23 protein-coding genes and 1 pseudogene are annotated in these 25669 nt (G+C 65.4%); 17 read left to right on the forward strand and 7 right to left on the reverse strand.

Going from position 1 to position 25669, the window contains the following annotated elements; translation table 11 throughout:
- A complete protein-coding gene (locus tag AC1DBN_RS18915) occupies nucleotides 1–1107 on the reverse strand; it encodes an ABC transporter permease (RefSeq protein ID WP_091723306.1) in 1107 nt (368 codons plus the stop codon).
- Nucleotides 1108–1270: 163 nt separating this feature from the next.
- Here AC1DBN_RS18915 and AC1DBN_RS18920 point away from each other — a divergent pair, with 163 nt between their 5' ends.
- From AC1DBN_RS18920 to AC1DBN_RS18950, 7 genes are all read left to right on the forward strand, one after another.
- Nucleotides 1271–2578, forward strand: a complete 1308-nt coding sequence (locus AC1DBN_RS18920; RefSeq protein WP_477723900.1) for a sensor histidine kinase — start codon at nucleotides 1271–1273, stop codon at nucleotides 2576–2578.
- Entirely contained in the window at nucleotides 2575–3243 is a 669-nt protein-coding gene (locus tag AC1DBN_RS18925; protein ID WP_091723304.1) for a response regulator, read from the forward strand. The genes AC1DBN_RS18920 and AC1DBN_RS18925 overlap by 4 nt, the downstream gene beginning before the upstream one ends.
- Before the next feature lie 76 nt (nucleotides 3244–3319).
- Nucleotides 3320–3784: a pyridoxamine 5'-phosphate oxidase family protein gene (locus AC1DBN_RS18930; RefSeq protein ID WP_091723302.1), complete on the forward strand. Its 465-nt coding sequence runs from the start codon at nucleotides 3320–3322 to the stop codon at nucleotides 3782–3784.
- A gap of 630 nt (nucleotides 3785–4414) precedes the next feature.
- Nucleotides 4415–5113 carry a sporulation delaying protein family toxin gene (locus AC1DBN_RS18935; protein WP_091723299.1) on the forward strand — a complete coding sequence of 233 codons (699 nt, stop codon included), beginning with the start codon at nucleotides 4415–4417 and terminating at the stop codon, nucleotides 5111–5113.
- Between the two features lie 17 nt (nucleotides 5114–5130).
- Nucleotides 5131–5694 (forward strand): SdpA family antimicrobial peptide system protein, encoded by a 564-nt coding sequence (locus AC1DBN_RS18940; RefSeq protein WP_091723298.1) that lies wholly within the window; start codon nucleotides 5131–5133, stop codon nucleotides 5692–5694.
- Nucleotides 5685–6632: a sporulation-delaying protein SdpB family protein gene (locus AC1DBN_RS18945; protein ID WP_091723296.1), complete on the forward strand. Its 948-nt coding sequence runs from the start codon at nucleotides 5685–5687 to the stop codon at nucleotides 6630–6632. The genes AC1DBN_RS18940 and AC1DBN_RS18945 overlap by 10 nt, the downstream gene beginning before the upstream one ends.
- A gap of 473 nt (nucleotides 6633–7105) precedes the next feature.
- A complete protein-coding gene (locus AC1DBN_RS18950) occupies nucleotides 7106–7543 on the forward strand; it encodes a VOC family protein (RefSeq protein ID WP_091723295.1) in 438 nt (145 codons plus the stop codon).
- A gap of 76 nt (nucleotides 7544–7619) precedes the next feature.
- Here the strand turns inward: AC1DBN_RS18950 and AC1DBN_RS18955 are convergent, their stop codons facing one another.
- Nucleotides 7620–8807, reverse strand: coding sequence for a rhamnogalacturonan acetylesterase (locus AC1DBN_RS18955; protein ID WP_091723293.1), 1188 nt, complete (start codon nucleotides 8805–8807; stop codon nucleotides 7620–7622).
- Nucleotides 8808–9579: 772 nt separating this feature from the next.
- Here AC1DBN_RS18955 and AC1DBN_RS18960 point away from each other — a divergent pair.
- Nucleotides 9580–10398 carry a response regulator transcription factor gene (locus AC1DBN_RS18960; RefSeq protein ID WP_091723292.1) on the forward strand — a complete coding sequence of 273 codons (819 nt, stop codon included), beginning with the start codon at nucleotides 9580–9582 and terminating at the stop codon, nucleotides 10396–10398.
- 112 nt (nucleotides 10399–10510) lie between these two features.
- On the forward strand, nucleotides 10511–10693 hold the full coding sequence (locus AC1DBN_RS18965) for a hypothetical protein (protein ID WP_091723290.1): 183 nt from the start codon (nucleotides 10511–10513) through the stop codon (nucleotides 10691–10693).
- A 307-nt stretch (nucleotides 10694–11000) separates the two neighbouring features.
- Here AC1DBN_RS18965 and AC1DBN_RS18970 read toward each other — a convergent pair whose 3' ends face one another.
- The 4 genes from AC1DBN_RS18970 to ilvD form a co-directional block, all read right to left on the reverse strand.
- Entirely contained in the window at nucleotides 11001–11600 is a 600-nt protein-coding gene (locus tag AC1DBN_RS18970) for an HAD family hydrolase (RefSeq protein ID WP_197676721.1), read from the reverse strand.
- Nucleotides 11601–11632: 32 nt separating this feature from the next.
- The gene (locus AC1DBN_RS18975; protein WP_477723901.1) at nucleotides 11633–12322 is read right to left on the reverse strand and encodes an SDR family NAD(P)-dependent oxidoreductase; all 690 of its coding nucleotides are present in this window, start codon (nucleotides 12320–12322) and stop codon (nucleotides 11633–11635) included.
- 4 nt (nucleotides 12323–12326) lie between these two features.
- On the reverse strand, nucleotides 12327–12659 hold the full coding sequence (locus AC1DBN_RS18980) for an antibiotic biosynthesis monooxygenase family protein (protein ID WP_477723902.1): 333 nt from the start codon (nucleotides 12657–12659) through the stop codon (nucleotides 12327–12329).
- A gap of 107 nt (nucleotides 12660–12766) precedes the next feature.
- Nucleotides 12767–14626, reverse strand: coding sequence for a dihydroxy-acid dehydratase (gene ilvD, locus AC1DBN_RS18985; RefSeq protein WP_477723903.1), 1860 nt, complete (start codon nucleotides 14624–14626; stop codon nucleotides 12767–12769).
- A gap of 85 nt (nucleotides 14627–14711) precedes the next feature.
- On the opposite strand from ilvD, the gene AC1DBN_RS18990 reads away from it, so the two are divergent.
- Both AC1DBN_RS18990 and AC1DBN_RS18995 read left to right on the forward strand, forming a co-directional pair.
- Nucleotides 14712–15548 (forward strand): helix-turn-helix transcriptional regulator, encoded by an 837-nt coding sequence (locus AC1DBN_RS18990; RefSeq protein ID WP_091723286.1) that lies wholly within the window; start codon nucleotides 14712–14714, stop codon nucleotides 15546–15548.
- 114 nt (nucleotides 15549–15662) lie between these two features.
- The gene (locus tag AC1DBN_RS18995) at nucleotides 15663–16295 is read left to right on the forward strand and encodes an MBL fold metallo-hydrolase (protein ID WP_477723904.1); all 633 of its coding nucleotides are present in this window, start codon (nucleotides 15663–15665) and stop codon (nucleotides 16293–16295) included.
- Between the two features lie 115 nt (nucleotides 16296–16410).
- Here AC1DBN_RS18995 and katG read toward each other — a convergent pair whose 3' ends face one another.
- Nucleotides 16411–18705, reverse strand: a complete 2295-nt coding sequence (katG, locus tag AC1DBN_RS19000) for a catalase/peroxidase HPI (RefSeq protein WP_477723905.1) — start codon at nucleotides 18703–18705, stop codon at nucleotides 16411–16413.
- A 345-nt stretch (nucleotides 18706–19050) separates the two neighbouring features.
- Between katG and AC1DBN_RS19005 the strand changes: the two genes are divergently transcribed.
- The 6 genes and pseudogenes from AC1DBN_RS19005 to AC1DBN_RS19030 all read left to right on the forward strand — a co-directional run.
- Nucleotides 19051–20142: an SDR family oxidoreductase gene (locus AC1DBN_RS19005; protein WP_477723906.1), complete on the forward strand. Its 1092-nt coding sequence runs from the start codon at nucleotides 19051–19053 to the stop codon at nucleotides 20140–20142.
- 217 nt (nucleotides 20143–20359) lie between these two features.
- Nucleotides 20360–20752: a nuclear transport factor 2 family protein gene (locus AC1DBN_RS19010; protein WP_477723907.1), complete on the forward strand. Its 393-nt coding sequence runs from the start codon at nucleotides 20360–20362 to the stop codon at nucleotides 20750–20752.
- Nucleotides 20753–20901: 149 nt separating this feature from the next.
- Entirely contained in the window at nucleotides 20902–22647 is a 1746-nt protein-coding gene (locus AC1DBN_RS19015; protein WP_477723908.1) for an ABC transporter ATP-binding protein, read from the forward strand.
- A gap of 209 nt (nucleotides 22648–22856) precedes the next feature.
- The gene (locus AC1DBN_RS19020; protein WP_477723909.1) at nucleotides 22857–24455 is read left to right on the forward strand and encodes a PucR family transcriptional regulator; all 1599 of its coding nucleotides are present in this window, start codon (nucleotides 22857–22859) and stop codon (nucleotides 24453–24455) included.
- Entirely contained in the window at nucleotides 24452–25384 is a 933-nt protein-coding gene (locus tag AC1DBN_RS19025) for a glutaminase (protein WP_477723910.1), read from the forward strand. The genes AC1DBN_RS19020 and AC1DBN_RS19025 overlap by 4 nt, the downstream gene beginning before the upstream one ends.
- A gap of 73 nt (nucleotides 25385–25457) precedes the next feature.
- Nucleotides 25458–25669 (forward strand): annotated as a pseudogene (locus AC1DBN_RS19030) (amino acid permease); the annotation flags it as partial.

Here is a 25669-nt window from a genome sequence, read left to right on the forward strand (position 1 = left end):
TCAGTTGCCGCCGAGGGCCAGGAGGGCATCCACGCGGGTGGCGCGTCGGACGGCCAGGGCGGCACCGGCAAGGCCCAGGGCGATGATCCCGACGACGGGAAGCACCGTGGTGCCGGCGTTCAGCAGGAACGGGGCGGCCTGCGCGGCCAGCGTCCCGGCGGCAACACCCACGGCCCCGCCGGCGGCGGCCCCTGCCACCAGAACGATGGCGGCCTGGGCGATGGCGTCGCGGAGGATGTAGGACGCCGGCGCCCCCATGGCCTTCAGTACGGCGATGTCCCGGGTCCGCTGGATGGTCCACACGGTCAGGAACGCCACGATCACCAGCGCGGCGATGCCGTAGAGGAACGCCTGCATGAGGGTCAGCGACCCGTTCTCGCTCTTGTACGATCCCAAGGCCTGGAAGGATCCGGTGCGGGATTCGCTGGCCGTGCCCGCCGCGGCGTTGGCCGCCGTTTCGTCCACGTGGGCACCGTCCGCAAAGGTGACGGCAACAACCGTGGCCAGCTGCCCGCCGTCGGACACGTGCGCCACCCTGGACCACTGGGGAAGGTCCGTCCACACCACACTGGTGTGCGAATACCACTGGTCCGGGACCACCGAGGCGACGGCGAGTTCCACACCGCCAATGCCTACCGTGTCGCCCTGCTTCACGGAGAGCGCGTCCGCTACCGAGGCGCCGAGCACCGCCGTCCCGGGTGCCACCGAAGCAGGCGCCAGCGGGCTGCCGGCCGGGACCCCGAAAACAGCCACGTTGGCCGTCCCGGAACCGTCAGCGGTCTGCAGCCGGGTCTGCGTGATGCCCAGCGGCTCGGCGGCGGACACCCCCGGCTGGTCCTTCCATCGCTCCACCTGCCCGGCGGTCACCGAACTCTCCGTGTACGAAGCCTTGGGGGTGCCCGTACCCGGCGCGCCGAATGCGACGGCGTCAACGGGCCTGGACCCGGCGGCTCCGCCGAGCTTGCCGATGGCGGACGTGGACTGCTCGGCCAGGCCAGCCGTCAGGCCGGTCAGCATCACCAGCAGCAGAGTGATCAGGGCTACGACGCCGCCCATCATGGCGAACCGGCCTTTGGCGAAGCGGATATCGCGGATTGCCAGGAACACGTTGTTCTTCTCTCAGCAGGAGTGGAATTGAGTAATTCCACTCTCCCGCCGGGCGCTTTCCGGGGCATCGCGGAGACGGTTGATCCCGGGCCGCCATGGGGTGGATTCCGGAGTCAACCATTTGATTGATTCGCCACCGGCAGCCCCGGCATAAGCTGGGGGAATGCCCGCCGCGCCCTCTACGACATCCCCGGACCGAACGGGCGGTAGCCAGACGCGGGGACCGCTGGCCGCCGTGGAGAATGCGTCGTCCGCAGCGATCCTGAAAGTTCTGCGTGTCACCCTCCACGCGGGGTTCGCAGTGCTGCTGGGCGTGGCCCTGGTCCGGATCCTGATGACTGGCGGTCCGCTGCGCTGGCTCTGGGCAGGGACGGCGGTGGTTCTCGCCGGGGTGTACCTGGCCGGAACGGTTCTCGAGAAGCGCCATGCCGAGGGCCGGGCCAGCATGGATCCGCGCCGCTTCGCCCTCCTGTGGCTGGTGCTGGTGACGGGGCTGTGGGCCTTCCTGCTGGCGGGCAGCGCCGACTTCGCCTGGCTGGCGTTCCCCATTTTCTTCCTGCACCTGCACCTGTTGCCCCGGCGCGCGGCGTTGCGGACCATAGCGCTGATGACAGGGGCGGTGATCGCCTCCCAGTGGGCAGCCAGCGGTGCCCCCGTTCCGCACGTTGCCGCCGTCGTGGGGCCCGCACTCGGCGCCATTTTCGCCGTGATCACGGGCGTGGCCTACGCCGCCCTGTACCGCGAGGCGCTGAACCAGCGGCGCGCGGCCGATGAGCTGCGCCGGACCCGCGAGGAGCTGGCCCGGTCCCAGCATGAGGCCGGCGTGCTGGCGGAGCGGGAGCGGCTGGCCCGCGAAATCCACGACACCCTGGCCCAGGGCCTGTCCAGCATCGTGCTGCTGGGCCGGGCGGCCGAACAGTCCCTGGCGGGTGGCGACACCACCGGGGCTGCCTCGCAGCTGGACCTTGTGCAGCGGACGGCGGCGGAGAACCTGGCCGAGGCCCGCAGCTTTGTCCGCGGCCTGTCCTCGCCGCAGCTGGAGGGGAGCACCCTGGTGGATGCACTGCGCAGGCTGTGCGCCGCCACCGAGACCGGCGCCGCAGCGGCCGGGTTGCCGCTGCGCTGCCGGGTGGAGGTGGACGGCGATCCGCTGGACCTGCCCCAGCCGGTCCGCGTCACCCTGCTGCGCGCGGCCCAGGCGAGCCTCGCCAACGTCCGCGAACACGCCGGGGCGCGCACCGCCGTCGTGACCCTGGCCTTCCTGGGCACGGAGGTGACCATGGACATTTACGACGACGGCGCGGGCTTTGATCCGGACGCTGCGGCAGCTGCCGCGCAAGGCGGCGATGGCGGGTTTGGGCTGCGCTCGCTGCGGGAACGCGTGGCCGCCCTGAACGGCTCGCTGGAGCTGGAATCCGCTCCCGGCGAGGGCACCGTGGTGGCCATCCGGCTGCCGCTGGAGGACCGGTGACGTCCGCGGGCAAGGTCCGGGTCCTGCTGGTGGACGACCATCCCGTGGTCCGGGCCGGGCTGCGGGCAATGCTGTCGGGCTTCGAGGGGATCGCCATAGCCGCCGAGGCGTCCGACGGGCGGGCTGCGTTGAAGGAACTCGACCGGCTGTCCGCGCTGGGGGAGCCGCCGGACGTTGTCCTCATGGACCTTCAGATGGGGCAGGGGATGGACGGGGTCACCGCCACCGCCGAGATCCGGAAGCTGGCTGCCCCGCCGCCGGTGCTGATCCTGACCACGTACGATACCGACGCGGACATCCTCGCGGCTGTGGAGGCCGGCGCGAGCGGCTACATGCTGAAGGACGCTCCGCCCGAACAGCTGCGGCAGGCCGTCCTGCAGGCTGCGGCCGGCGGCACGGTTCTCGCGCCGAGGGCCGCAGCGCTGCTGATGGACCGGATCAGCAACCCCGGCACGTCGCTGACCCCGCGGGAGGTGCAGCTGCTGGAACTGCTGGCCACCGGCCTGTCCAACCGGGCCATCGCCAAGCAGGTCTTTATTTCCGAGGCGACAGTGAAGACGCACCTGGTTCACATCTACGGCAAACTCGGCGTGGACAACCGGACCGCGGCCATCGCTGCCGCCACCCAGCGGAGGATTATCCGGCCGCCCGGCGGGAACGGCTGATCGGTTTCTGGTCCGCTGGCGTTTGGGGGCGTCAAGGCCCTGTTGTGCTGCGGCTCCCCGGCCTAGAATCACGGCCATGGCCACCCCACAGCAGCAGCCGCAAGCAGAGACCCTCACCGAGGACGAGTGCTGGCGATACCTGGAGTCCGCGTACATTGGCAGGCTGGCGGTGATCAACCGGGCGGTTCCGGAGATCTTCCCGGTCAATTTCGTGCCCGTGGACCGCACCATCCTGTTCCGCACGGCCCCCGGCGCGAAGCTCAACGCCCTGCTCAGCAGCACGCCTGTCGCCTTCGAAACGGATGGGCTGGGCACCTACAGCACCGAGGTGTGGAGCGTGGTGGTCAAGGGCATCCCCGGTCAGGTACCGGAGGGCGAGGCGCCCGTTGAGCTGGCCGACCCGGACCGCCAACCGTGGCTGCCGGGACCCAAAGACCACCTGATCCGCATCACTCCCACCGAAGTCACCGGCCGCAGGTTCCCCGTGCACTCACGGACCCGCTGGTGGCCGCCGCTCGACTTCTCCTCGGACTGGACCTGACGGAGGCGCTGTTGACGAGTCCCAGGCGGGAACTTTGAACCACACTAAAAATGGGTCATACGGACACTTCATAGCTTGGACTGCAGTTTGTAACTTTAGTTGACATATGACTACTCTTGTCACATTCAGGTGATTGGGGGAATCATGTTGGTATCGGAAGCAAAGCTTTCTGGTAAGACGAAGCGTCTCATTTGGGGCATAGTTGGCGCCTCTTGCGTTGTGGTGCTGATCTCGGCAGTAGCGGGTAACATCCCCGTGCCGGGGTTGGCGATCGTCGCCGGGATGGTTGCCCTCACTTATTTGGTTATGAGCATGACTGTCACGATCGACGTCGAAACTGACCGTCTCGTGATTCGGTGCAAGCCTTTCTATGCGGCCACCTTGAGCTTCTCCAGTGTTCTCACAGCTCGCGAAGCCCCGTCAACGTCAGTGTCGGAAGGGTTCGGGATCCGGGCCTTGGGCAATAACACGAAGGGTGTACTGGTGGGAGGCCCCGCGGTCTTGTTGGAAACAACGACTCGCAATTGGGTCGTTTCCGCGCCAAACCCCGGCTCTGTGGCCTCGCGCATTAACGAGAGCTTGCCGCGCACCTGAAAAATCAGCAGAAAACAGATAAATATTGGGGGAAAAATGAAGAAAGCACTCAGCGCTGCGCTCGTATCCGGGCTGTTGCTGACGGGTATTCCCGCTTCAGCGCAGGCCACTCAGATGTCGAACCAGCAAGAGCTCACCAAAGGCGCGGTTCAAAAAAGCGACGGGAAGAGCGCGCGGTCGCTGTTTGAAGCGATTTGGTTCGCGACCGGTGATCGTGCCGCCGACCTGCGGCAGAAGGTCCAGAGCGAGACCTTTCGAGCATATTTGGACAACGGCAGCCAAGAGGCCGATATCCGCGCAATGGCCCGACAAGTTGCGGATGCGCTGGAAGCTTCTAAGCCCGGATATTTGAAGAAACTCGAGAAGGAGCTCACCTCCGGGGACGTCTACAAAGTTGAGTCAGCTCTGGCCTCCACCAGCCAGGACGTTCTTAGGGTAGTCAGGGAAAAATATCCCGCTCAAGTGGCCATGGCCCGCGCTGATGGCGGTGCATCCGGGAACTGCTTGTGGGTCTTTGCGGTCGCTGCAGTAGCCGTTTGGAGCGGCGCCGTCGTCGTGAACTACGCGGGTGTCGTAAACGTCGCCGGCGCCGTAAATGCCGTTGGTTGGTTCAACGCCTCAGTATCCGTCAATGTCAGCAGCCCGTCGAGCCTTGAAACGACTGCCACCACGGCCGACGAACGCGCTTCAACGGAAAATATCGTCGCGGCGCTGACCAAAGCCCTCGCTAAGTAGCCTCGTCAACTCCACCAATGTTGCCTGCTCTTCGACGGAAATGCCCCTTCATCTCCGCGGCCACGGTAGTTCCCGCGGTGATTGTGCTGTTGTCCCTGGGGTACTCTATGTTCGCTGTCTCACCCAACTCGGTATTTCATCCGCCCGGAATGGCCGGGGTTAAAGAAGGTGTCTCCAAAGTTATTCCGCAGGGTTGGGGGTTCTTCACCAAGTCCCCCCGAGATCCGTTTTTGCTGGTTTACTCCGGAAAGGAGGAGGCCCGGGAACTCCTGCAGATGCCAACCGTGAAGGCGGAAAACTACTTCGGCCTTAGTAGATATGGTCGCGCACAGCCTGTAGAGCTGGCGAACATTGTCAACACCATAGAGCCCGATACGTGGTCGAAATGTGGCCCTACGACTCAAGGTTGCTTGGAGATAGATTCTCCAGCCGTCGAAGTCCGCAACGAAAAACACGCGCCGACGCTGTGCGGTTCCCTGACCGTCGTAGAGGTAGTGCCCACCCCGTGGGCCTATAGGGACCTTACTGATGCCAGGTATCAGGCCGATAGGGTACTTCGAATCGAGGCCAGGTGCATCTGACGTACTTTGGGCTTCAACCGTCTGGGCAACCTCCGGCGTTATGGTCGCCGATCGTTGGATTAGTGCGTTCCCTGCTGGCCTTTGCGAGTTTTCTGACGCTGCTCACTACTCCCTCTACGAGCCTTTTCCAGCCCTTGTGGGGGCTGGGCATGCAGCCTGTCTGTGTGGGCGTCAACTCGCTTAACTGGTTTTGCCTCTTCGGAACAGAACCGTGGTCGAAGCTACTGGCGTGCGCGGTGCTGGTTATCGTTATGTCCGGTTATGTTCCACAGGTCACTGCCTTTCTCCACTACTGGATCTCCTTTTCGCTTTTCAATGGGATTGCAGTCCCTGACGGTGGAGACCAGATCACCGCTGTGCTGACTCTTCTCCTGATCCCTCTTTGCATCACCGACCCTCGGCTGAACCATTGGAGCCCTGCCAAGGAAGTCCCGGACCGTTCCAAGTGGCGGAGGGGGTGGGCTTTGGCCGCGGTGCTGGGCATCAAAGTCCAGATGTCGGTTCTCTACCTTCAATCCTGTATTGAGAAGACGAGTCAGACCGAGTGGGCGACCGGCAACAACCTCTACTACACCGCATCTGGTGTGTTCGGCTTTTCGGACCCCGTAAGAGACCTCCTCGGACCTCTACTTGAAAACGCCTTCGGCGTCAGCCTCTTGACGTGGTCAGTGCTAGTGCTCGAATTCGCCCTCGCCATAACCCTTCTGACCCCACCTCAATGGCGGCCGTACCTGTTCCTACTCGCGGCACTGTTCCATGCAGGTATAGCAATCTTCATGGGGTTATGGAGTTTCGCGATCGCAATGGTAGCGGCCGACCTGCTTCTGACTCTTCCACTCACAGCCAACGCCTTCGCCCCCGGAGTCGCCCTACGTCCGTTCCTAAATCGTCAACAGGCTCAGGGCCACACCGAACAAGTCAGCGTGGGCAGTCCCTGACCTAGGGAAGAGCCTGGAGTTCGGGTTCCCGTGCGCATTCTTGGCGGGAACCACGTCTACTTGCCAAATCAAAATGGCGACAAGGAATAGTTCCGTAAGCTGGGCCGCTGTCAGGGAACGACCGTGTCTGCGTGTCGGTGAGCGACTTTCCATTGGCCGTCCTCGCCGCGGCAAACCTGCGTGACGCTGAGGGTGTAGCTGCGCGGTTCTCCGTCGACGGATGCGGTGGTTTGCACCATCCCGGCGGTGTAGACCATGTCGGCGGGGAGTCGTCAACGAGCCTTGTCATCATCGGGAGCCCCTGCGGGACTTCTACCCGGTAGGTCTCACCCATATGAACACCCCTGCTGCGCACAATGCCAGATTGCGCCGGATCAACGGTTCGGCCAGGGGCATTTATCCGGCGAAAGGGGAAGTCAACGCATACTGCCGCCCCCTAGACCCTGCGCCACCCGCCTCGGTAGCGTGCACCCATGACCATCAAGCTTGAGAACGTGGGCATCGCCGTCCGGGACCTGGAAGAAACCATCGCCTTCTTCACCGATCTCGGCCTCACGGTGGTGGGGCGGGATACGGTCAGCGGCGACTGGACTGACACCGCCGTGGGCCTCGACGGCAACCACGCCAAAATCGCGATGCTCCAGACCCCGGACGGCCACGGCCAGCTGGAACTCTTCGAATACATCCACCCCGATGCGATCGAGACGGCCCCCACGCTGCCCAACGAAATCGGCATGCACCGCGTCGCCTTCTCCGTGGACAACATCGACAAAGCCCTGGAGATCGCCGCGAAGCACGGCTGCCACCCGCTGCGCGGCGTGGCCACCTACGGGGACATCTACAAACTCTCCTACGTGCGCGGGCCCAGCGGCATCATCGTCATGCTCGCCGAAGCGCTGAAGAAGGACTGACGACGGCGGTTGCGGCGTTCCGGACCCGTTCCCGGTGCCGCGCGCCGCCGTCGTCCGCCTGTTTAGAAGGTGCGGACTACTGGAGGCCCTGACGCGCCAAATCCGCGGTGACGATCCGGGCGAGCTCGGTGGCACCGGCGCGGTTGGGGTGCAGGGTGTCGCCGGTCATGAACAGGGCCAGCGTCGCGTCCGGGCCGATCTGCGTGAAGTAGGCGGACGAGAGGACATTCAGGTCAACCAGCGGGACGCCTTCCTCCTGGGCCAGGGCCACCGTGGAGTGCCGGTACCAGCGGTCCACCGAGGAGTGCACGCCGTCCACAAAATCGGTGGCGCGGCCCTGCGGGGTCACCAGGACCGGGGTGGCGCCGGTGGCCGCCACCTGGCGGACCATGTCCCGCATGATTTCCTTGAACTCCGCCTCGGTGGTGGCGTTCTTGGCGGCGGTGTCATTGATGCCCATCTCCAGCAGGAAGAGGTCGCCGGGCTTGATGTACTGCAGGATGGCCTCCAGCTGGCCGTCGTTACGGAAACCGCGCGCGATCTGCCCGCCGGTGGCCATGTTGCGGACGTCATACTTTTCCGGGTCGACGAACTGCGGCAGCAACTGGCCCCAGCCGCCCTGGACGCTGGAATCCAGCGGGTAGTAGCTGGCAACGGTGGAATCGCCGCCCACCCAGATGGTGGGGTCCATCTCCGGATGGCGCGACACCTTCTCGATATCCAGGGCGCTGAGCGTGAAGGCCGTGCCCACCTTGCCTTCCGTGACCAGGAGATTGAGCTGGCCGTCGGTCACCGGGATTTCGAAGGACGCCGTGGCCCCGTTTCCGGTCAGGTTCATCTCCTGGAAGACGCCTTCCGCGGCAATGCTGGCCCGTGACGTATCGCCGAGGGTGACGGTCACCCTGTACAGGCCTTCCTTGAGGTCCACGTTGAAGGTATTGCTGCTCTTGGTACCGAACTGCAGGAACCGGACGGCGTCGCTTCCCACTCCAGTTCCTTTGGCAGCCACGTTGGCCATGTGCCCGGGGGAGTTGAAGCCGTACCGGCGCTCAGGCGTGTAGGCGTCTGAGGCGCTTACGGCTGTGTAGCCCTTTTCAACCGGGCCGCTGCCGAAGTCGAATTTGTAGTTGCTGGGTTCAGCGTGTGCTGCCGGGGCAGCGACCGCCAGGCCGGCGCTGCTGGCCAGGACGGCGAGTGCCAGCCCTGCGGCAGAACGCCGGTAGGCGGTTCGCCTGGTGTTCACGGTTTGATCGGTCACGGTCATCTCCTTTGATGAGGGCCCCGCGCATGCTGGCCCAACTTTTGTAACGATTCACACTGGCTCGTTACAGATTTTGTAACAGTCGCGCGTTCCATGTCAAGAAATTTTGTGCGGTTTGTGTGCGTTTGTGGTCTGTCTTGTGGCCCAGTTGAGGTGCCCGTTTCCGCCGGCGCCTTCTCAGTAGAAGCTCAAGACCTGCCCTGCTCCCGCAAATGGTGCCCGCGTTTCCATTGACGTGGATTTGCAGGTTTGTTGCCACTTCTCTGCCTTTCATCTGCGTCCGGTTTGCAATACTCGGTCCGAATTGTTCGGGACCAGGGAGTGGAGAAGAAATGTGCGGAGCGCAGGATTCTGCAGTGATAGGCATTCATGGGGGCGGCACCCGGAAGACATGATACGTCGACGAGCAATTGGGCTCCTGTTCGCACCATAATCACCGGCCACCGCTGAAGAAAGGGCAACACGTGCGGATTCCTTTTCTTCTTAGCGTCGAATCTCAAGAAATACCCATTTCTCAATCAAGATCAATAAATGCTCAAGAATCGTGCGCGAATGGTGGTTGAGCTATCTGCTTGGGTAATCTCAGCTATGCGCACCGTTGCGTAATTCGGTGGGCATCCTTTTTGTATTCGTCTCCGAATACACTCCGGAACCTTAGCTGGGTGCCTTCGGGATACCGCTGGCCGTCACCGGCCGGCGCCCCGTCCTGCATCCGGCAGCGGTAAGTGTGAACTCTCAAGCAGATGGGAAGTTTAGTAACAATGTGGGGGCAAGGATGATGGAGCGCGGCATCGCCGTAGTGGTCGAAGACGACGACGAGGTGCGGGCGCTGCTCGCAGAGATCCTGTCGCAGTCGGGATTCGCCGTGCATCCAACCGCGTCGGGGCATGAGGGAGTGGAGGCAGTCCGAATCCACAATCCAGACATCGTCACGATGGACGTGGGCCTCCCGGACTTCGACGGGCTGGAGGCCTCGCGGCGGATCCGGACGTTCAGCGACGCCTACGTCATCATCGTCACCGGCTACGTGGATGAGGCTGATGCCCTGATGGGTTTTGAAGCGGGGGCCGATGACTACCTCACCAAGCCGTTCCGCCCGCGCGAGCTGCGCGCCAGGATCGGAGCCATGCTTCGCCGTCCGCGGATTATCACCCCTGCACCCGTTCGCGCGGTTCCAGGCGGTCCCTCGGTCCCCGCACCTGCACAGCCGCACGCCATCGTTGTCTCCGCAGAACCGGTGCCGCCAGCCGAGCCAGGGGAAGCTCCGGTGTGCTGCGATTTCGCCCACAGGGGCCTGACACTGCACGAAGACTCGCGGCTGGCCGCGATCAATGGCGTGCCCGTCGACCTTACGCGCACGCAGTTCGACCTGCTGCTGGTCCTGATGGAGAACGGCCGCACCGTGCAGACCAAGGCCGATCTGGTCCGACGGCTGCGGAACGAGCCCTACGACACCGGGTCGTTCGTCAGTGCCGGGGAGGAGCGGGCGGTGGAGGTCCATCTCGGCAACCTCCGCAAGCGGCTGGGTGACAGCTCAAGGCGGCCGCGCTGGGTGGAAACTGTCCGCGGCGTCGGGTACCGGATGACGCCGTAGCCGAAACTCCCAGGCCGCCGGCCGCCGTCGTGCGCCAAAAAGTTTGTGCCGTTCCGGAGCCTTTGGCAGCGGGGGCTGTTAGCGTGGAGGCCCGGCCAATGGAGGAGCAACGATGACCATCAACTCACCCGACTCACTGCCCGACGACGAGGACCAGGCGGCAGAGGAAAAAGCAAAGGGCGACGGCGGAGTCCCCGGCGGTAACGACGGCGTGGGCATCGGTGCGGACGCCGAGCCCAACACCTTCGAGCCCGAAGAGGAGCCGGACGCCACCCAAGGGCCCGAATCGGACTGAACCGCAGCTTCTGCCTGTGCACGGGCTCAAATTTGAGTCAAGATTCCGCGCTCCCTGCCGGAATCGGCATTTCCGGTGGTTACCAGCCGGTAGATTTTGATCTGCTTCCAAATTCCCCCAATGAGGAGGCAAAGAGGCCCCCGCGCTTGAGCTTTGACTCGCGTGGGGGCCTTTCCTCATTCTGGCGCCGGGCCGCGGTGGGCAGTTATGCTCCCGGCACCGAGGTGGGGGCCATTAGCGGAATCAGCTCCGTCAGGGTCTGAAGGGTCCCGCGTCCTGGGGTGCCTCCCCGCTGGAGGTGAACAGCTTAGAGCCCGGCGGTGCGGGCACCTTCGATATCAACCCGGAAGTTGTCTCCCACGTACAGGGCGTGCGTCGGCAGTACACCCAGGGCCTGGCACGGTTTCAGGAAGGCCTCCGGCATGGGTTTGGGATGGCCGATGGACTCCGACGTGAAGATTGCGTCCAGCGCCGGCTCAAGCCCGATGTTCCTGATCTTCGCCAGTTGTTGTCCGTGGTTTCCGTTCGTGATCACGGCCGTCATTACGCCGCCATCGCGAAGCGCCTGCAGGCAGGGGGAGGCGTCGGGGAATGCCTGCCAGGACCGCTCGTAGCACTCCAGATAGACCGCAAAGAGTTCGTCCAACGCCTCATCACCAGCGGGTACGGTATGGCCGGCCAGCGGCAGGAAAAGCCGCAGGCGTTCCCGGTGCTGCTCCTGGAACGTCAGCTCTTTGGCGAGGAAGCGGTCGTAGCTGGCCCGCTCGATGTTGAACCAGGCTGCTGACAGATCATCCGAGGGTGGCAGCCCGAGATGCCGCAGGAAGGCGTGAAGTCCTGACCGTGCCGATGTCAGATGGTCGAAAAGTGTGTCGTCCAGGTCGAACAGGACAGCCTTGATGGTCACGGTTCAAGGCTAATGGCGCCCGGCAGCCGCTCCTACCAGGCCAGGTCGTTTCCGCCGAGGGAGCAGAACCGGGGAGACGTGCGGGAGCCAGAGTCGACGAGTTCCCGGAGCTGCCGCGCGGCGGTGGCGGGACTCTTGGAGGCATCGGACTGGCCCATGGACGTGGCGAGCTTGCCGGGGTGCACCGCCCAGCATCGGACCCGGCCCCGGAGTTCTTGGGCCAGCGAAACGGTGAGCATGTTCTGGGCTGCCTTGGACACCTTGTACGCATAGCTGGTGGAAAGGTCCGTGAAACCGCCGTTCGCCTGCGCCGTTACGGAACCCAGCCGGGACGACACGTTGACGATGACGGCGTCGGGCGCGGCCAGCAGGTTCGGCAGCAGGAACTGCGTCAGCCGCAGCGGACCGGCCACGTTCACATCCACGGCGTTCAGGATGCCGTCCGCCTCGATGGCGCCCAGCGTGCCGTGCGGGGCACCCTGCGCCGCGTTGTTGACCAGCAGGTCAACAGGCCTCTGGCCCACGGCCGCCGTGAGCGCGTGCGCCGGTTCGGACCGGACGTCGTGCAGGACGGGTACGACGCCGGCCGGCCAGGATCCGCCCGCAGGTTCGGCTGAGGTGCGGGTCAAGGCGAGCACGTCCCACCCGTGCTCCGCGAGCTCGCGAACGGTGGCGTATCCCAGTCCGCGGTTGGCACCGGTGACCACAGCGAGCGGAGCCACCGGATCAGGCCGGGACTTCCGTGGTGCCGGAGTTGGCAGGCTGCGCCGACATCACCTGGTTGTAGTGCTCCACCACCGGGAACGGCTCGTAAAAGCGGTGTAGCAAGGCCCGCCACTGCTGGTATTCGGGGGAACCACGAAACCCTTCGGTGTGGTCTTCAAGCGTCTCCCACTCCACCAAAAGCAGGTAGGTGTTCGGCGATTCAATCGACCGCGAGAGCGACAGCGAAATGAAGCCTGGCATGCCCGCGATGATGTGCCGGGCCTGGCCGAAGGCCGCTTCGAATTCCTCTTCCAGGCCGGGGATGACGGGCAGCAGGGCATGCTCGGTAATCATCCGGCCATTCTGGCAGGTTTCCGGGCAATTCCCGTCCTGACCTGCTGCAACGCAGAAGACCCCCGCCCGGAAGAGCTTCCGGGCGGGGGTCTTGTGGTCGCTAAGGCCTAGCGCTCCAGGAGGGACACGTCGCGGACGGCGCCCTTGTCCGCGGAGGTGGCCATGGCAGCGTAGGCGCGCAGCGCAGCAGAGACGTGGCGCTCCCGGTCCTTGGGCTTGTAGCCGCCGTTGATCAGGAGCTTCTCGCGGCGCTCGGCCAGCAGCTCATCGGAGACCTCCAGCTGCAGGGAACGCTGGCTGATGTTGATGCTGATGATGTCGCCGTTTTCCACCAGGGCGATGGTTCCGCCGGAGGCAGCCTCGGGCGAGATGTGCCCGATGGACAGGCCGGAGGTGCCGCCGGAGAAGCGGCCGTCCGTGATGAGTGCGCACTTCTTGCCCAGGCCGCGGCCCTTGAGGAACGACGTCGGGTAGAGCATTTCCTGCATGCCCGGGCCGCCACGGGGGCCTTCGTAGCGGATGACCACCACGTCGCCTTCCTTGATGCCCTTGTTCAGGATCTTCTCCACGGCCTCGTCCTGGGACTCGCACACCACTGCCGGGCCCTGGAACGTCCAGATGGACTCGTCCACGCCGGCGGTCTTCACCACGGCGCCGTCCACTGCCACGTTGCCGCGCAGCACGGCCAGGCCGCCGTCCTTGGAGAAGGCGTGCTCCACCGAACGGATGCAGCCTTCGGCAGCGTCGGTGTCCAGGGAGGTCCACTCGTTCGACTGCGAGAACGCGGTGGAGGAGCGGACGCCGCCGGGAGCTGCGTGCCACAGGGCCTGCGCCTCTTCGGTGGCCTTGCCGCCGCGGATGTCCCAGTCATCCAGCCAGCCGTCCAGGTCGGTGGAGTGCACGGAATGGACGTTCTTGTGCAGGAGGCCGCCGCGGTTCAGCTCGCCCAGCAACGCGGGGATGCCGCCGGCGCGGTGCACATCCTCCATGTAATAGGTCTTGTTCCCGGCGACGTTCGGGGCCACCTTAGCCAGGCAGGGCACCTGGCGGGACTTGGCGTCCATCTCGGCCAGGCCGTACTCCACGCCGGCTTCCTGGGCAGCGGCCAGCAGGTGCAGGATGGTGTTGGTGGAGCCGCCCATGGAGATGTCCAGCGCCATGGCGTTGTCAAAGGCTTCTGCGGTGGCGATGTTGCGCGGCAGGACCGATTCGTCGTCGCCGTCGTAGTAGCGCTTTACGAGCTCGACGACGGTAGCGCCGGCTTTCTCGTACAGCGCCTTGCGTGCGGTGTGGGTTGCGAGCACGGAACCGTTGCCCGGCAGGGCCAGGCCGATGGCCTCGGCGAGGCAGTTCATGGAGTTGGCCGTGAACATGCCGGAGCAGGAGCCACAGGTGGGGCAGGCGTTTTCTTCGATGAGGTTGATGTCCTCGTCGGAGATGGATTCGTCCACCGCGTCGGCGATCGCGTTCACCAGGTCGAGGGAGCGGACGGAGCCGTCGGTCAGGGTGACGCGGCCGGCTTCCATCGGGCCACCGGAAACGAACACCACGGGGATGTTCAGGCGCAGTGCGGCCATCAGCATGCCGGGGGTGATCTTGTCGCAGTTGGAGATGCACACCAGGGCATCGGCGCAGTGGGCGTTGACCATGTATTCCACGGAGTCGGCGATCAGGTCGCGGGACGGCAGCGAGTAGAGCATGCCGGAGTGGCCCATGGCGATGCCGTCATCTACGGCGATGGTGTTGAACTCGCGCGGCACGGCGCCGGCGGCGAGGATCGCGTCGGAGACGATCCGGCCCACCGGGGCCAGGTGGGTGTGGCCGGGGACGAATTCGGTGAAGGAGTTGGCCACGGCAATGATCGGCTTGCCGATATCCGAGTTGGCGACGCCGGATGCGCGCAGCAGTGCGCGGGCTCCGGCCATGTTGCGGCCGTGGGTAACTGTCTTTGAACGTAGTGCAGGCATGATGACCATCCTTCTCTGGCGCCGCCGCAAGAGGAAGACGGCCTTGCTACTAGTAGTGGGAGTACCAGAGTAATAGTATTTCCCTGTGCAGAATTCCGGCCGCCGCAAAGAACTGGGCCTCTTCCTCCGGGCCCGCCGGGACCAAGCCCTCCGGGTTGACTACGGGCTCCCGCCGATAGCCCGCAAGCGTGAACGGGGCCTGCGGCGTGAAGAGGTGGCGTTCCTTTCCGGCGTGAGCGTCACCTGGTACACGTGGCTGGAGCAGGGCCGCGACATCAGCCCGTCCCGCCAGGTGCTGGAAGCGGTCAGCAGGGCACTGCATCTTTCGGACACCGGCCTGGACTACGTCCTGTCGCTCGGCGGATATGCCTCCGCCGGACCGAGCACGACGGCGGCCGCTACAGCGCCTGCCCATCTTCAGCGGCTGCTTGATGCCTTGGACCCGAACCCGTCCTTCGCGCTGTTCCCGGACTGGGGCGTCGCCGGTTGGAACAACGCCTACGCGGCTCTTTTCCCCAACATCGCAACGGTTCCCGCTGCGGACCGCAACCTCCTCTGGCTGGTGTTCACCGATCCCTATGTGCGGGACCTGCTGCCCGACTGGGAGGTGACCAGCAAAAGGTTCCTGGCGGAGTTCCGAGCCGAAACGGGCCAGCGGCTGGGGGATGTGGACGTCAAGAACCTGGTGGAGCGGCTCAAGGAGGCCAGCCCGGAGTTCCGGGAGGGGTGGGACCGGTACGACATCCTGGGCTTTGAATCACGCGAGCGGCTGTTCCACCACCCCGCCGTGGGAGTGCTGCAGTTGGAGCATCATCAGCTGTCCCCGTCGGACCGGCCGGACCTGCACCTGGTGGTCTACACGCCGGCGCCCGGGAGCGACGCGGGTACGCAGATGGCGTCCCTTATTGCGGGTGCAACCTAGCGGAGCGCCGGAGCAGATGCGATTCTGGACGGAGCATCAGTCATCGCGGCCAGGTGCGGCGCCCTGCTGCTCCCGCAACGCATCACGGCCATGATGCGGAACTGAGGTCCACGCATGAGTTCTTCCCCTGCAATCAGCGTTACTCCGATTCGTGTTGCTGACCTGGTGGCCGAGGGCGAGCTGATGCCGGTCTACGTGCACGTCATCGACCACCCCGAGGGCCGAGTGCTGGTGGATACCGGCCTGACTGGGCTTCATCCGGCGGTGGCGGACATGGATCCGCGCCTCCATCCCCTGAGCGACCAGGACTTTGACTTGGGCAGCGTGGACATGGTGGTCAACACCCACCTGCATTTTGACCACTGCGGCGGCAACCACCTCTTCGCGGGGAAACCCATCTATGTGCAGCGCCGGGAACTCGACGACGCCCGCAACCAGGAGGACTACACCATTCCGGAGTGGGTGGATCCGCCGGGGGTCACCTACGTCCCCGTCGACGGCGAACATGAGCTGCTCCCCGGGATTCGGCTCCTCCCCGCCCCCGGTCATACCCCGGGCTCCCAGATCGTGGTCATCGATGCAGGCGGAGTCCCCACGGTCATCGCCGGGGACACCGCAGTGTGGTTCGGCGAACTCGACAACCCCGGCACGGAGGGCCAGCACCTGATCCGCTCTCTGAACCCGGGCGCGGTGTGGCTGTCGCACACGCACACGCCCTGGAAACCCGGATCCACAGAGCAAGCGTGAGCCGGCGGGACTGATCCAGATAGACCCAGCGCTAAAGAAATGGCGGCGAAACCGGGATGGTTTCGCCGCCATTTCTGTAGGCAGGTTCAGCGGGTACGAGCCGTGGGGGTATGTCCTAGTTCAGGTCGAACCGGTCCAGTTCCATGACCTTGGCCCAGGCGGCCACGAAGTCGTGGACGAACTTCTCCTTGGCGTCGCTGCTGGCGTAGACCTCGGCCAGCGCGCGGAGCTGGGAGTTGGAGCCGAACACCAGGTCCACGGGGGTGGCCGTCCACTTCACCTCGCCGGTGGAGACGTCCGTGATTTCGTAGACGTTCTCCTCATTCTCCGAGGCCTTCCACTTGGTGCCGGGGGAGAGGAGGTTGACGAAGAAGTCGTTCGTCAGGGCCTGCGGCTTGTCCGTGAGGACGCCGTGGCCGGAGCCTCCCACGTTGGTGCCCAGCGCTCGCATGCCGCCCACCAGCGCCGTCATCTCCGGTGCGGAGAGGTCCAGCAGGTAGGCCTTGTCCAGCAGCAGGGTTTCGGGCTGCAGCTTTACTCCGGGCCGGATGTAGTTCCGGAACCCGTCCGCCCGCGGCTGCAGGTAGCCAAAGGACTCGACGTCGGTCTGTTCCTGTGCCGCGTCCGTGCGGCCTGGACGGAACGGCACCGTGACGGGGACCCCGGCGTCGGACGCTGCCTTTTCAACCGCGGCGGCGCCGCCCAGGACGATCAGGTCCGCGAGCGATACCTTCTTGCCGTTGGCCTGGCCGGAGTTGAACTCCTCCTGCACGCGCTCCAGCGTCTGCAGGGCGGTGGAGAGCTGTTCGGGCTCGTTGGCTTCCCAGCTGCGCTGCGGTTCCAGCCGTATCCGGGCGCCGTTGGCTCCACCGCGCCGGTCCGTCTTGCGGTACGTGGCGGCGGACGCCCACGCCGTGCCGGCCAGCTGCGGGATGGTCAGGCCGGAGTCCAGGAGTTTGGCCTTCAGCGCGGCGATGTCCTCGTCACCGATCAGTTCATGGTCGACGGCGGGAACGGGATCCTGCCACAGCTGCGCCTCCGGAACCCACGGGCCGAGCAGGTGCGGACCAACAGGGCCCATGTCGCGGTGCAGCAGCTTGTACCAGGCCTTGGCGAACGCCAGCGCGAACTGGTCCGGGTTCTCCAGGAAGCGCCGGGAGATCTTTTCGTACTCCGGGTCCACGCGCAGCGACAGGTCCGTGGTGAGCATGGTGGGGCGGTGCTTCTTCTCCGGGTCGTGGGCGTCCGGGATGATCTTCTCGGCGTCCTTGGCCACCCACTGCTTGGCGCCGGCCGGGCTTTCCACCAGCTCCCACTCGTGCCCGAACAGGATCTCGAAGAACCGGTTGCTCCACTGCGTGGGCACGTCCGTCCAGGTCACTTCCAGGCCGGAGGTGATGGTGTCGGCTCCCTTGCCGGAGCCGTACGTGCTCAGCCAGCCCAGGCCCTGGGACTCGAGGTCCGCGCCTTCAGGTTCCGGGCCAACGTGGTCATCGGCGCTGCCGGCGCCGTGGGTCTTGCCGAAGGTGTGGCCGCCGGCGATCAGTGCCACGGTCTCTTCGTCATTCATGGCCATGCGCTTGAAGGTTTCGCGGATGAACGCCGCAGCTGCCAGCGGGTCCGGGTTGCCCATGGGGCCTTCGGGGTTGACGTAGATCAGGCCCATCTCGGTGGATCCGACCTCGTCGGCCATCTGGCCTTCGGCGACGTAGCGCTCGTCACCCAGCCAGGCGTCTTCGGGGCCCCAGAAGATCTCCTCCGGCTCCCACACGTCCTCGCGGCCAAAGGCGAAGCCGAAGGTTTTGAAGCCCATGGACTCGAGGGCCACGTTGCCGGCGAGGACCAGGAGATCCGCCCAGGAAAGCTTCTGGCCGTACTTCTGCTTCACCGGCCACAGGAGGCGGCGTGCCTTGTCCAGGTTGGCGTTGTCCGGCCAGCTGTTCAGCGGCGCGAACCGCTGGCCGCCGTCGCCCGCTCCGCCGCGGCCGTCATGGACGCGGTAGGTGCCGGCTGCGTGCCAGCTCATTCGGATCATCAGTCCGCCGTAGTGTCCGAAGTCCGCCGGCCACCAGTCCTGCGAAGTGGTGAGGACATCAGTGATGTCCTGCTTGAGTGCTTCGACGTCGAGCTTCTGGAATTCGTCCCGGTAGCTGAAGTCCGGGCCCAGGGGATTGCCGGCCGGGTGGTTGGTGTGGAGGACGGAAAGGTCCAGCTGGTTGGGCCACCAGTCGGCGATGGTCCGCGGCCGGTGTCCCTTGGGCTTGGGTGAATCGATGGCCGGGTTTTCGCTCTCGCTGCCCTGCGCAGTGGCACCGTCGTGCATCACTGGGCAGCCACCCTCGGCCTTCTGGTCCGCGCCCTGGGCGCTCGCGGGCGTAGGAACCGGAGGATGCTCTTGGGGTTCGGTCATGTGCTTCTTCCTTCCGTTGGGCCGAGGCCGCGGTTGGACTCGGGCAGCCGGTGCAACCCTCCCATTGGAACATAGACGGCCGGGCGGATGAGACCCCTATTTTCTTCGGAATCCGCGGCCAGCCCCGTGGTCCCGGGCCTGGCACTGCGGAGGTGCAGCGGCCGCTTTCCGCGCTCCGCGTAACAGTCCTGCCGCGGGCAGGGCGGAATATCTGCCTGCTGCCGGGGCTTGTCGCCTAAGGGGCCATTAGTGGTCCTTTCCCGGCGTGATGCAGCGCGCGGGCCTCCGCCACAGCGTGAGGCCGTGCTGGCGCGCGGATACACAGCACCTACCAGAAGGAGCACCATGACCATCGGATCAGGAACAGCAGCGGGCAACGGACGGACGGCACTGGTGGTGGGGGCCACCGGAATCTCAGGCTCCGCCCTGGTGGACACCCTGCTGGGCGACGGCTGGTCACTTCTCGCCCTGTCCCGCCGGCCCGGACCTGAGCGCTCCGGCGTCAGGTGGCTCTCCGCGGACCTGACCTCGGCTTCCGCGCTCGCCGCCGTGCTTGCGCCGGAGAACCCCTCCCATGTCTTCTTCACCGCCTGGTCGCGGCGCGCCACGGAGGAAGAGAACATCGCCGTGAATGCGGGCATGGTGCGTGACCTCCTCGCAGCGCTGCGGGGAAAGGACGTAGCCCACGTTGCCCTGATGACCGGGCTCAAGCACTATCTGGGACCCTTCGAGGCGTACGCCGCCGGGGAAATGCCGGACACACCCTTCCATGAGGAGGAACCGCGGCTTCCGGTGAACAACTTCTACTACGCCCAGGAGGACGAACTCTGGGCAGCGGCCGCCGAGCAGGGCTTCACCTGGTCAGTGCACCGTGCCCACACGGTGATCGGGCACGCGGTAGGCAATGCCATGAACATGGGCCTCACGCTCGCCGCGCAGGCCACCCTGTGCCGGGACAGCGGCGAGCCGTTCGTCTTCCCCGGGTCCGAAACCCAGTGGAACGGCCTGACCGATATGACGGATGCGGGCCTGCTTGCCGAGCACATGCTGTGGGCCTCCACCACTCCCGCCGCGGCCAACGAAGCCTTCAACATCGTCAACGGCGATGTGTTCCGCTGGCGCTGGATGTGGCCGAAGCTCGCGGCCCATTTCGGCGTGGAGTGGGAGGGGTACCAGGGGGAGCCGCGTCCGCTGGAGCAGTCCATGGCGGGGCGGGAGGAACAGTGGCGGCGGATTGCCGAGGAGAACAACCTCAGCGAACCGGACCTGGGCCGGGTGGCGTCCTGGTGGCACACGGACGGCGACCTGGGGCGGAACATCGAGGTAGTGACGGACATGGGCAAGAGCAGGGATGCAGGTTTCACGGGCTACCGGCGGACTCTGGATGCCTTCACCACACTGTTTGACCGCTACCGTGCGGACGGCCTGATTCCCTGATCTCGGCGCTGCCGTCAGGCAGCAGTCACGCCGAGTCCAGAATGTCGTGGCAGGGCAACGGCGCTTCGGATAGCCTTGCCCTGCCGCCCGCCGTCGCGCCCCCGAAACGGTCCGAAACCGGCGCCGCAGAAGGGGCCAAAAGCCAATAGACACGCGAACCCGGCAGGCCTAAAATTGCTCCGCTGGGACCCCACGAAGGTGTTGGAAAGGGTTCGAGATGGGCAATCAGGAAGACGCCGCGGTGGTGCGGCGCGGGTACGAGGCCTTCAATTCAGGGGACGTCCAGACCCTAATGGAGCTGTTCGCGCAGGACGCGGTCTACCACGTGGGCGGCAGCGGCGGGCTGGCGGGCGACAAGAACGGCCAGGAAGAAATCATGGCCTATTTCGGTGAACTGTTCTCCCGGTCCGGAGGCACCACCAAGGTGGAGCTCAAGGACGTCATCGCCGGGGAGCAGCACACCGTCAGCCTGCAGAAGGCCCAGGCGCAGCGCAACGGCCAGTCCATGGAGCAGGAGGGCGTGCTTGTGTTCACGCTCAAGGACGGCAAGGTCACCGAGGTCAGCGAGTTCCAGGAGGACACGGCCAAGGCCGCAGAATTCTGGACTTAGAGGGGAACGCACACCCCAGAATCACCGGTGTGTACGCCGAGGGAGAACCTCCGGGTTTTCTCCGGCGGCACCGGCCCAAGTTTCAGCTGCCGGACGTAAACTGACGCTCGCACCACCTTTTGTGGACACTCCGTCAGGTTGGAACCGGAATGCTCTGGAAACTGCTTGTTGAATACCTGCGGCCGCACCGCGCGCTGCTGGCCGCCGTCGTGATCTTCCAGCTGGCGCAGTCGATCGCGTCGCTGTACCTGCCCACGCTGAACGCGGACATCATCGATGAGGGCGTAGCCAAGGGGGACACCGGGTACATCCTGTCCACCGGCACCATCATGCTGGTCATCACCCTCGCGCAGATCGCGTGCGCGGTGGTGGCCGTCTACTTCGGCGCCAAGGCCGCGATGGGGCTGGGCCGAGACATGCGCGGAGCCATCTTCGAGCGGGTGGGGGAGTTCTCCGAGCAGGAGGTCACCCGGTTCGGCGCCCCCAGCCTGATCACCCGGTCCACCAACGATGTCCAGCAGGTCCAGCAGCTGGTGCTGATGAGCGCCACGCTGATGGTGGCAGCACCCATGCTCAGCATCGGCGGCGTCATCATGGCCATCCGGCAAGACGTCCAGCTGTCCTGGCTGATCGCCGTGTGCGTGCCAGTGCTGCTCATCGCCGTCGGCCTGATCGTCACCCGGATGGTGCCGCTGTTCCGCAAGATGCAGAAGCGGATCGACACCGTGAACCGGGTGCTCCGCGAACAGCTCACCGGCATCCGGGTGGTGCGGGCCTTCGTGCGCGAGGACGTGGAAACGGCCCGGTTCACCCAGGCCAACGCGGACGTCACGGACGTTGCCCTGCAGGCCGGCCGGCTGATGGCGCTGATGTTCCCGGTGGTGATGCTGGTGCTGAACGTATCGTCCGTGGCGGTGATCTGGTTCGGGTCGTTCCGGATCGGGGACGGGTCCATGCAGGTGGGCACCCTGATCGCGTTCCTGAGCTACCTGATGCAGATCCTGATGTCCGTCATGATGGCCACGTTCATGGCGGTCATGATCCCGCGCGCCTCGGTGTCCGCGGACCGCATCGGCGAGGTTCTAAGCACCCGGTCCAGCGTGCTGCCGCCACTGAACCCGGTCACCGCCGCGGCGGGCGACAGGCAGCGGCGGGGCGAGCTGGAGATGCGCGACGTCCGATTCGCCTACCCGGGTGCCGACCAGCCCGTCCTCTCCGGCATCAGCTTCACCGCAAAGGCCGGGCAGACCACGGCGATCATCGGCAGCACCGGCGCGGGCAAGACCACCCTGGTGAACCTGATGCCCCGCCTGTTCGACGTCACCACCGGGGCAGTCCTGATCGACGGGGTGGACGTCCGCGACCTGCACCCGGACCTGCTCTGGGGGCACATCGGCCTGGTGCCGCAGCGGCCCTACCTGTTCACCGGGACGGTCCGCAGCAACCTGCTGTACGGCAACCCTGCGGCCACCGAGGATGAGCTGTGGGAGGCGCTGGAGATCGCGCAGGCCCGGGACTTCGTGGAGGAGATGGAGGAGGGTCTGGACGCACCCATCAGCCAGGGCGGCACCAACGTTTCCGGCGGGCAGCGGCAGCGGCTGGCCATCGCCCGGGCCCTGGTGAAACGGCCCGAGCTCTACATCTTCGATGACTCCTTCTCTTCCCTGGACACCGGCACCGACGCGCGGCTGCGGCGGGCGCTGAAGCGGAGCACGTCCGGCGCCACCATGGTGGTCATCGCCCAGCGGGTGTCCAGCATCGTGGAGGCGGACCAGATATTGGTGCTCGACGACGGCAGGATCGTGGCGCGCGGAACGCACCTTGAGCTGCTGGAGACGTCCGAGACGTACCGCGAGATTGTCTCGTCCCAGCTCGCGGCGGAGGAGACGGTCTGAGCCCGCGGCCCGCGTCCGTTACCGGCGGATCCTGACGGGTTGTGGCCCGGTGCAAGAACCTGGAGTGCCTGTAACCCTGCAGACATGGTCCGCGGAATGAAAAGCTGCCACTGCCTTTGGTCTCGTGCCTATATTTTGCGGGTGCCGGCCTCGATAGCATGAGGTGTCCGGACAGAGCCGTCCGGCCAGTTCGACGCAGAAGGAAGCCCATGGCAGCGGTGACGGTGGACCACATCCTCTCGGATCTCCCCCTGGGTTTCGCCACCCTGGTCCTCGGGCCGGGCCCGGCCGGCTCCGCCATTGAACGGTTCCTGATTGTGGACGCCGACGATGAAACGTCCGACGGCGGTGCGGCCTTTGTGCTGCTGATCGGCGTCCGCGGCCGCTCGGCCCTGCCCGCGTTGCGGCGGCTCGTGAAGAACCCCCCGCCGGTGATTGCCGTCAAGGGAAAGCGGGAAGAGCTCGTCGAAGCCGAAGAGCTGCTCCGCGATGCGGGCACGGGCCTGCTCCTGGTGGATCCGGCGGCTGACTGGGACCGCCTGCTGTCCATCGCCAAGGACAGGATCCAGCCCCGCAGCTACCAGAGCGAAGTGCTGACCCTGCTGGAAGAGGACCTGTTTGCGATTGCCCAGACCACGGCCAGGCTCACTTCCAGCCACGTGCTCATTGAAGATGCCGCCAACAAGGTACTGGCCTATTCCACTGTTTCAAACGACATCGACGAGCTCCGCAAAGCTTCCATCCTGACCCGGCGCGGTCCGCGGAAATATGAACTGTTGCTCAAAGACCTGGGCGCCTACCGGGAACTGCACCGGACCCGGCTGCCCGTGCGGGTGCCGGCCCGGCCGCAGGACGGGCTGCGGGAACGCGTGGCCATCACGCTGTTCGCCGGGGACCGGATCATGGGGTACATCTGGCTCCAGGAAACCGGGGCGGGGTTCGGCGCGGACGTTGACTATGTCCTCAACGGATCTGCCGCCAGGGCCTCGGCCGAGCTGATCCGTTACCGCAACCAGCAGTCCGTGCACATGCGCGAAGACCGAGTGGCACGGATCCTGTCGGGCCCGGCGGAAGCCTCCGCCAGCGCCCACAGCGAGAAGATCCCCGCTGACCGTCCCGCGGCTTTGATCCTGCTGGGCATCTCGGATGCCGAGGCGCAGGCGGACGACGCAGCACTCAAACACGGTGAGCTGGCCAACCTGGCATCCATCCATGCGGCCGCGTATAAGGCCTCCGCCATCGTGGGCCAGTTCAAGGGCGATACCGCCGTGATTGTCCCGGGGCTGCAGTCCGCCGCAGCGGAACCTGGGCTGCGCAGCCTGGCTGAGTCGATCGTCCGGGATGCGGGCAAGCACCTGGGCATCCGTCCGTTTGCCGCCGTGGGGCCGGTGGTCCCGGACCTGTTGTCGCTGCATTCAACCACCAGCATCACCGAGGCACTGCTGGGCTGCGTCGGCACGTCTCCGGACGCGTCAGTTGCCACTGTGAACGACTTTGAAGCCGAGATCCTCTTCCGCGAAGCAGTCCACAATTTCACGTCCTCCACGTTCCGTCACCGCGGCCTCTCCGCGTTGCTGCGGGAGGACGGCGAACTCGCCGAAACCCTGCACGCGTATTTCGATGCCGCCCTTGATGTGGCCGGGTGCGCCGCCAGGATGAAGCTCCACAAGAACACCGTCTACTACCGGATCGGCAAGGCGTCCCGGCTGACGGGCCTGGATTTCAGCGACCCCCGGGATGCGTTGGTGGCCCTGCTGCACATTCAGGAATGGGCCGGTACACACAAAGAACTTTTAGGCAGGAAATGACCACAGCGCTTATGGCCCCTCCGCTGGGCCCGCTACTGGACGACATCGTCCGCAGCCACACCCCACAGCGGGAAAGCGGTTCAGTCCCCGCCACTATCCCGCACTTGGCCGCGGTGCCGTTCAACAGGTTTGGGATCGCGGTTGCCACCACGTCCGGTGAGCTGTTCAGTTCCGGCGATGCCCACGTTCCGTTCTCCATCCAGAGCATTTCCAAGGTGTTCACCCTGGCCATGGCGCTCCGGGGGGACGGCCCTGGAACCCTGTGGTCCCGCGTGCTGCGGGAGCCGTCCGGTACCCCGTTCAACTCCCTGGTTCAGCTGGAAGTGGAGCACGGCATCCCGCGGAACCCCTTCATCAATGCCGGCGCCCTGGTGGTCACCGACCACCTGATGAATGAAACGCCCGACGCCGCCACCCGGCTGTTGCGGTTCCTCACCGAAGAGGCAGGCAGCGCAGGTCCGTTCATTGATGAGGACGCCGCGGCCAGCGAGCTTTCCAGCAGCAGCCGCAACCTGGCCTTGGCGCACTTCCTCAAGGATTTCGGCAACCTGGCCCGGCCAGCGGAATCAGTGGTGGAAAACTATGTCCGGCAATGCTCCATCATGATGACCTGCGTGGAACTCGCCAAAGCGGGACTTTTCCTGGCCCGGGACGGCCAGGGGACCAACGGACCCGTGGTGTCCCGCAGCGAAGCGAAACGCATCGGCTCCATCATGCTGACGTGCGGCATGTACGACGCCGCCGGAGAGTTCGCCTACCGGGTTGGCCTGCCTGGAAAAAGCGGTGTCGGGGGCGGGATCCTGGTGATCGTTCCCGGCGAATGCGCCATCTGTGTCTGGAGCCCCCGCCTGGACGCCAAGGGAAATTCCCTGGCCGGCACCGCCGCCCTGGCCGACCTTTCGGACCGCACCGGCTGGTCCGTCTTCTAACCACCCGGGCTGCACAGCCCGGCAACATTCTTCCCTTACCTTGCTTGATGTTCCCCTACTGAAAGGCTCAACCATGCCCAACAACCCCAATGACGAGGTTGTAGCGGACCGCAATGCCGCACCGGACCACCTGATCGACGGTGGTCATGCCCACGCTACTGAGTCCTCGCTGCATGCCGAGGATAAGGGGTATCACAAGAGCCTGAAGCCGCGGCAGATCCAGATGATCGCCATCGGTGGCGCTATCGGTACCGGTTTGTTACTTGGTGCCGGCGGGCGTTTGAA

It is taken from the genome of Pseudarthrobacter sp. 10T415, from assembly GCF_056394175.1.

What these genes read in the sequence shown, in the direction of transcription:
- AC1DBN_RS18995 (WP_477723904.1), top strand. Translation starts at nt 15,663, where the DNA reads ATGAGTTCTTCCCCTGCAATCAGCGTTACTCCGATTCGTGTTGCTGAC.
- AC1DBN_RS19025 (WP_477723910.1), top strand. Translation starts at nt 24,452, where the DNA reads ATGACCACAGCGCTTATGGCCCCTCCGCTGGGCCCGCTACTGGACGAC.
- ilvD (WP_477723903.1), bottom strand. Translation starts at nt 14,626, where the DNA reads ATGCCTGCACTACGTTCAAAGACAGTTACCCACGGCCGCAACATGGCC.
- AC1DBN_RS19015 (WP_477723908.1), top strand. Translation starts at nt 20,902, where the DNA reads ATGCTCTGGAAACTGCTTGTTGAATACCTGCGGCCGCACCGCGCGCTG.
- katG (WP_477723905.1), bottom strand. Translation starts at nt 18,705, where the DNA reads ATGACCGAACCCCAAGAGCATCCTCCGGTTCCTACGCCCGCGAGCGCC.
- AC1DBN_RS18980 (WP_477723902.1), bottom strand. Translation starts at nt 12,659, where the DNA reads ATGATTACCGAGCATGCCCTGCTGCCCGTCATCCCCGGCCTGGAAGAG.
- AC1DBN_RS18955 (WP_091723293.1), bottom strand. Translation starts at nt 8,807, where the DNA reads ATGACCGTGACCGATCAAACCGTGAACACCAGGCGAACCGCCTACCGG.
- AC1DBN_RS18950 (WP_091723295.1), top strand. Translation starts at nt 7,106, where the DNA reads ATGACCATCAAGCTTGAGAACGTGGGCATCGCCGTCCGGGACCTGGAA.
- AC1DBN_RS18940 (WP_091723298.1), top strand. Translation starts at nt 5,131, where the DNA reads ATGTTGCCTGCTCTTCGACGGAAATGCCCCTTCATCTCCGCGGCCACG.
- AC1DBN_RS19010 (WP_477723907.1), top strand. Translation starts at nt 20,360, where the DNA reads ATGGGCAATCAGGAAGACGCCGCGGTGGTGCGGCGCGGGTACGAGGCC.
- AC1DBN_RS19020 (WP_477723909.1), top strand. Translation starts at nt 22,857, where the DNA reads ATGGCAGCGGTGACGGTGGACCACATCCTCTCGGATCTCCCCCTGGGT.
- AC1DBN_RS18930 (WP_091723302.1), top strand. Translation starts at nt 3,320, where the DNA reads ATGGCCACCCCACAGCAGCAGCCGCAAGCAGAGACCCTCACCGAGGAC.
- AC1DBN_RS18920 (WP_477723900.1), top strand. Translation starts at nt 1,271, where the DNA reads ATGCCCGCCGCGCCCTCTACGACATCCCCGGACCGAACGGGCGGTAGC.
- AC1DBN_RS19005 (WP_477723906.1), top strand. Translation starts at nt 19,051, where the DNA reads ATGACCATCGGATCAGGAACAGCAGCGGGCAACGGACGGACGGCACTG.
- AC1DBN_RS18965 (WP_091723290.1), top strand. Translation starts at nt 10,511, where the DNA reads ATGACCATCAACTCACCCGACTCACTGCCCGACGACGAGGACCAGGCG.
- AC1DBN_RS18960 (WP_091723292.1), top strand. Translation starts at nt 9,580, where the DNA reads ATGATGGAGCGCGGCATCGCCGTAGTGGTCGAAGACGACGACGAGGTG.
- AC1DBN_RS18935 (WP_091723299.1), top strand. Translation starts at nt 4,415, where the DNA reads ATGAAGAAAGCACTCAGCGCTGCGCTCGTATCCGGGCTGTTGCTGACG.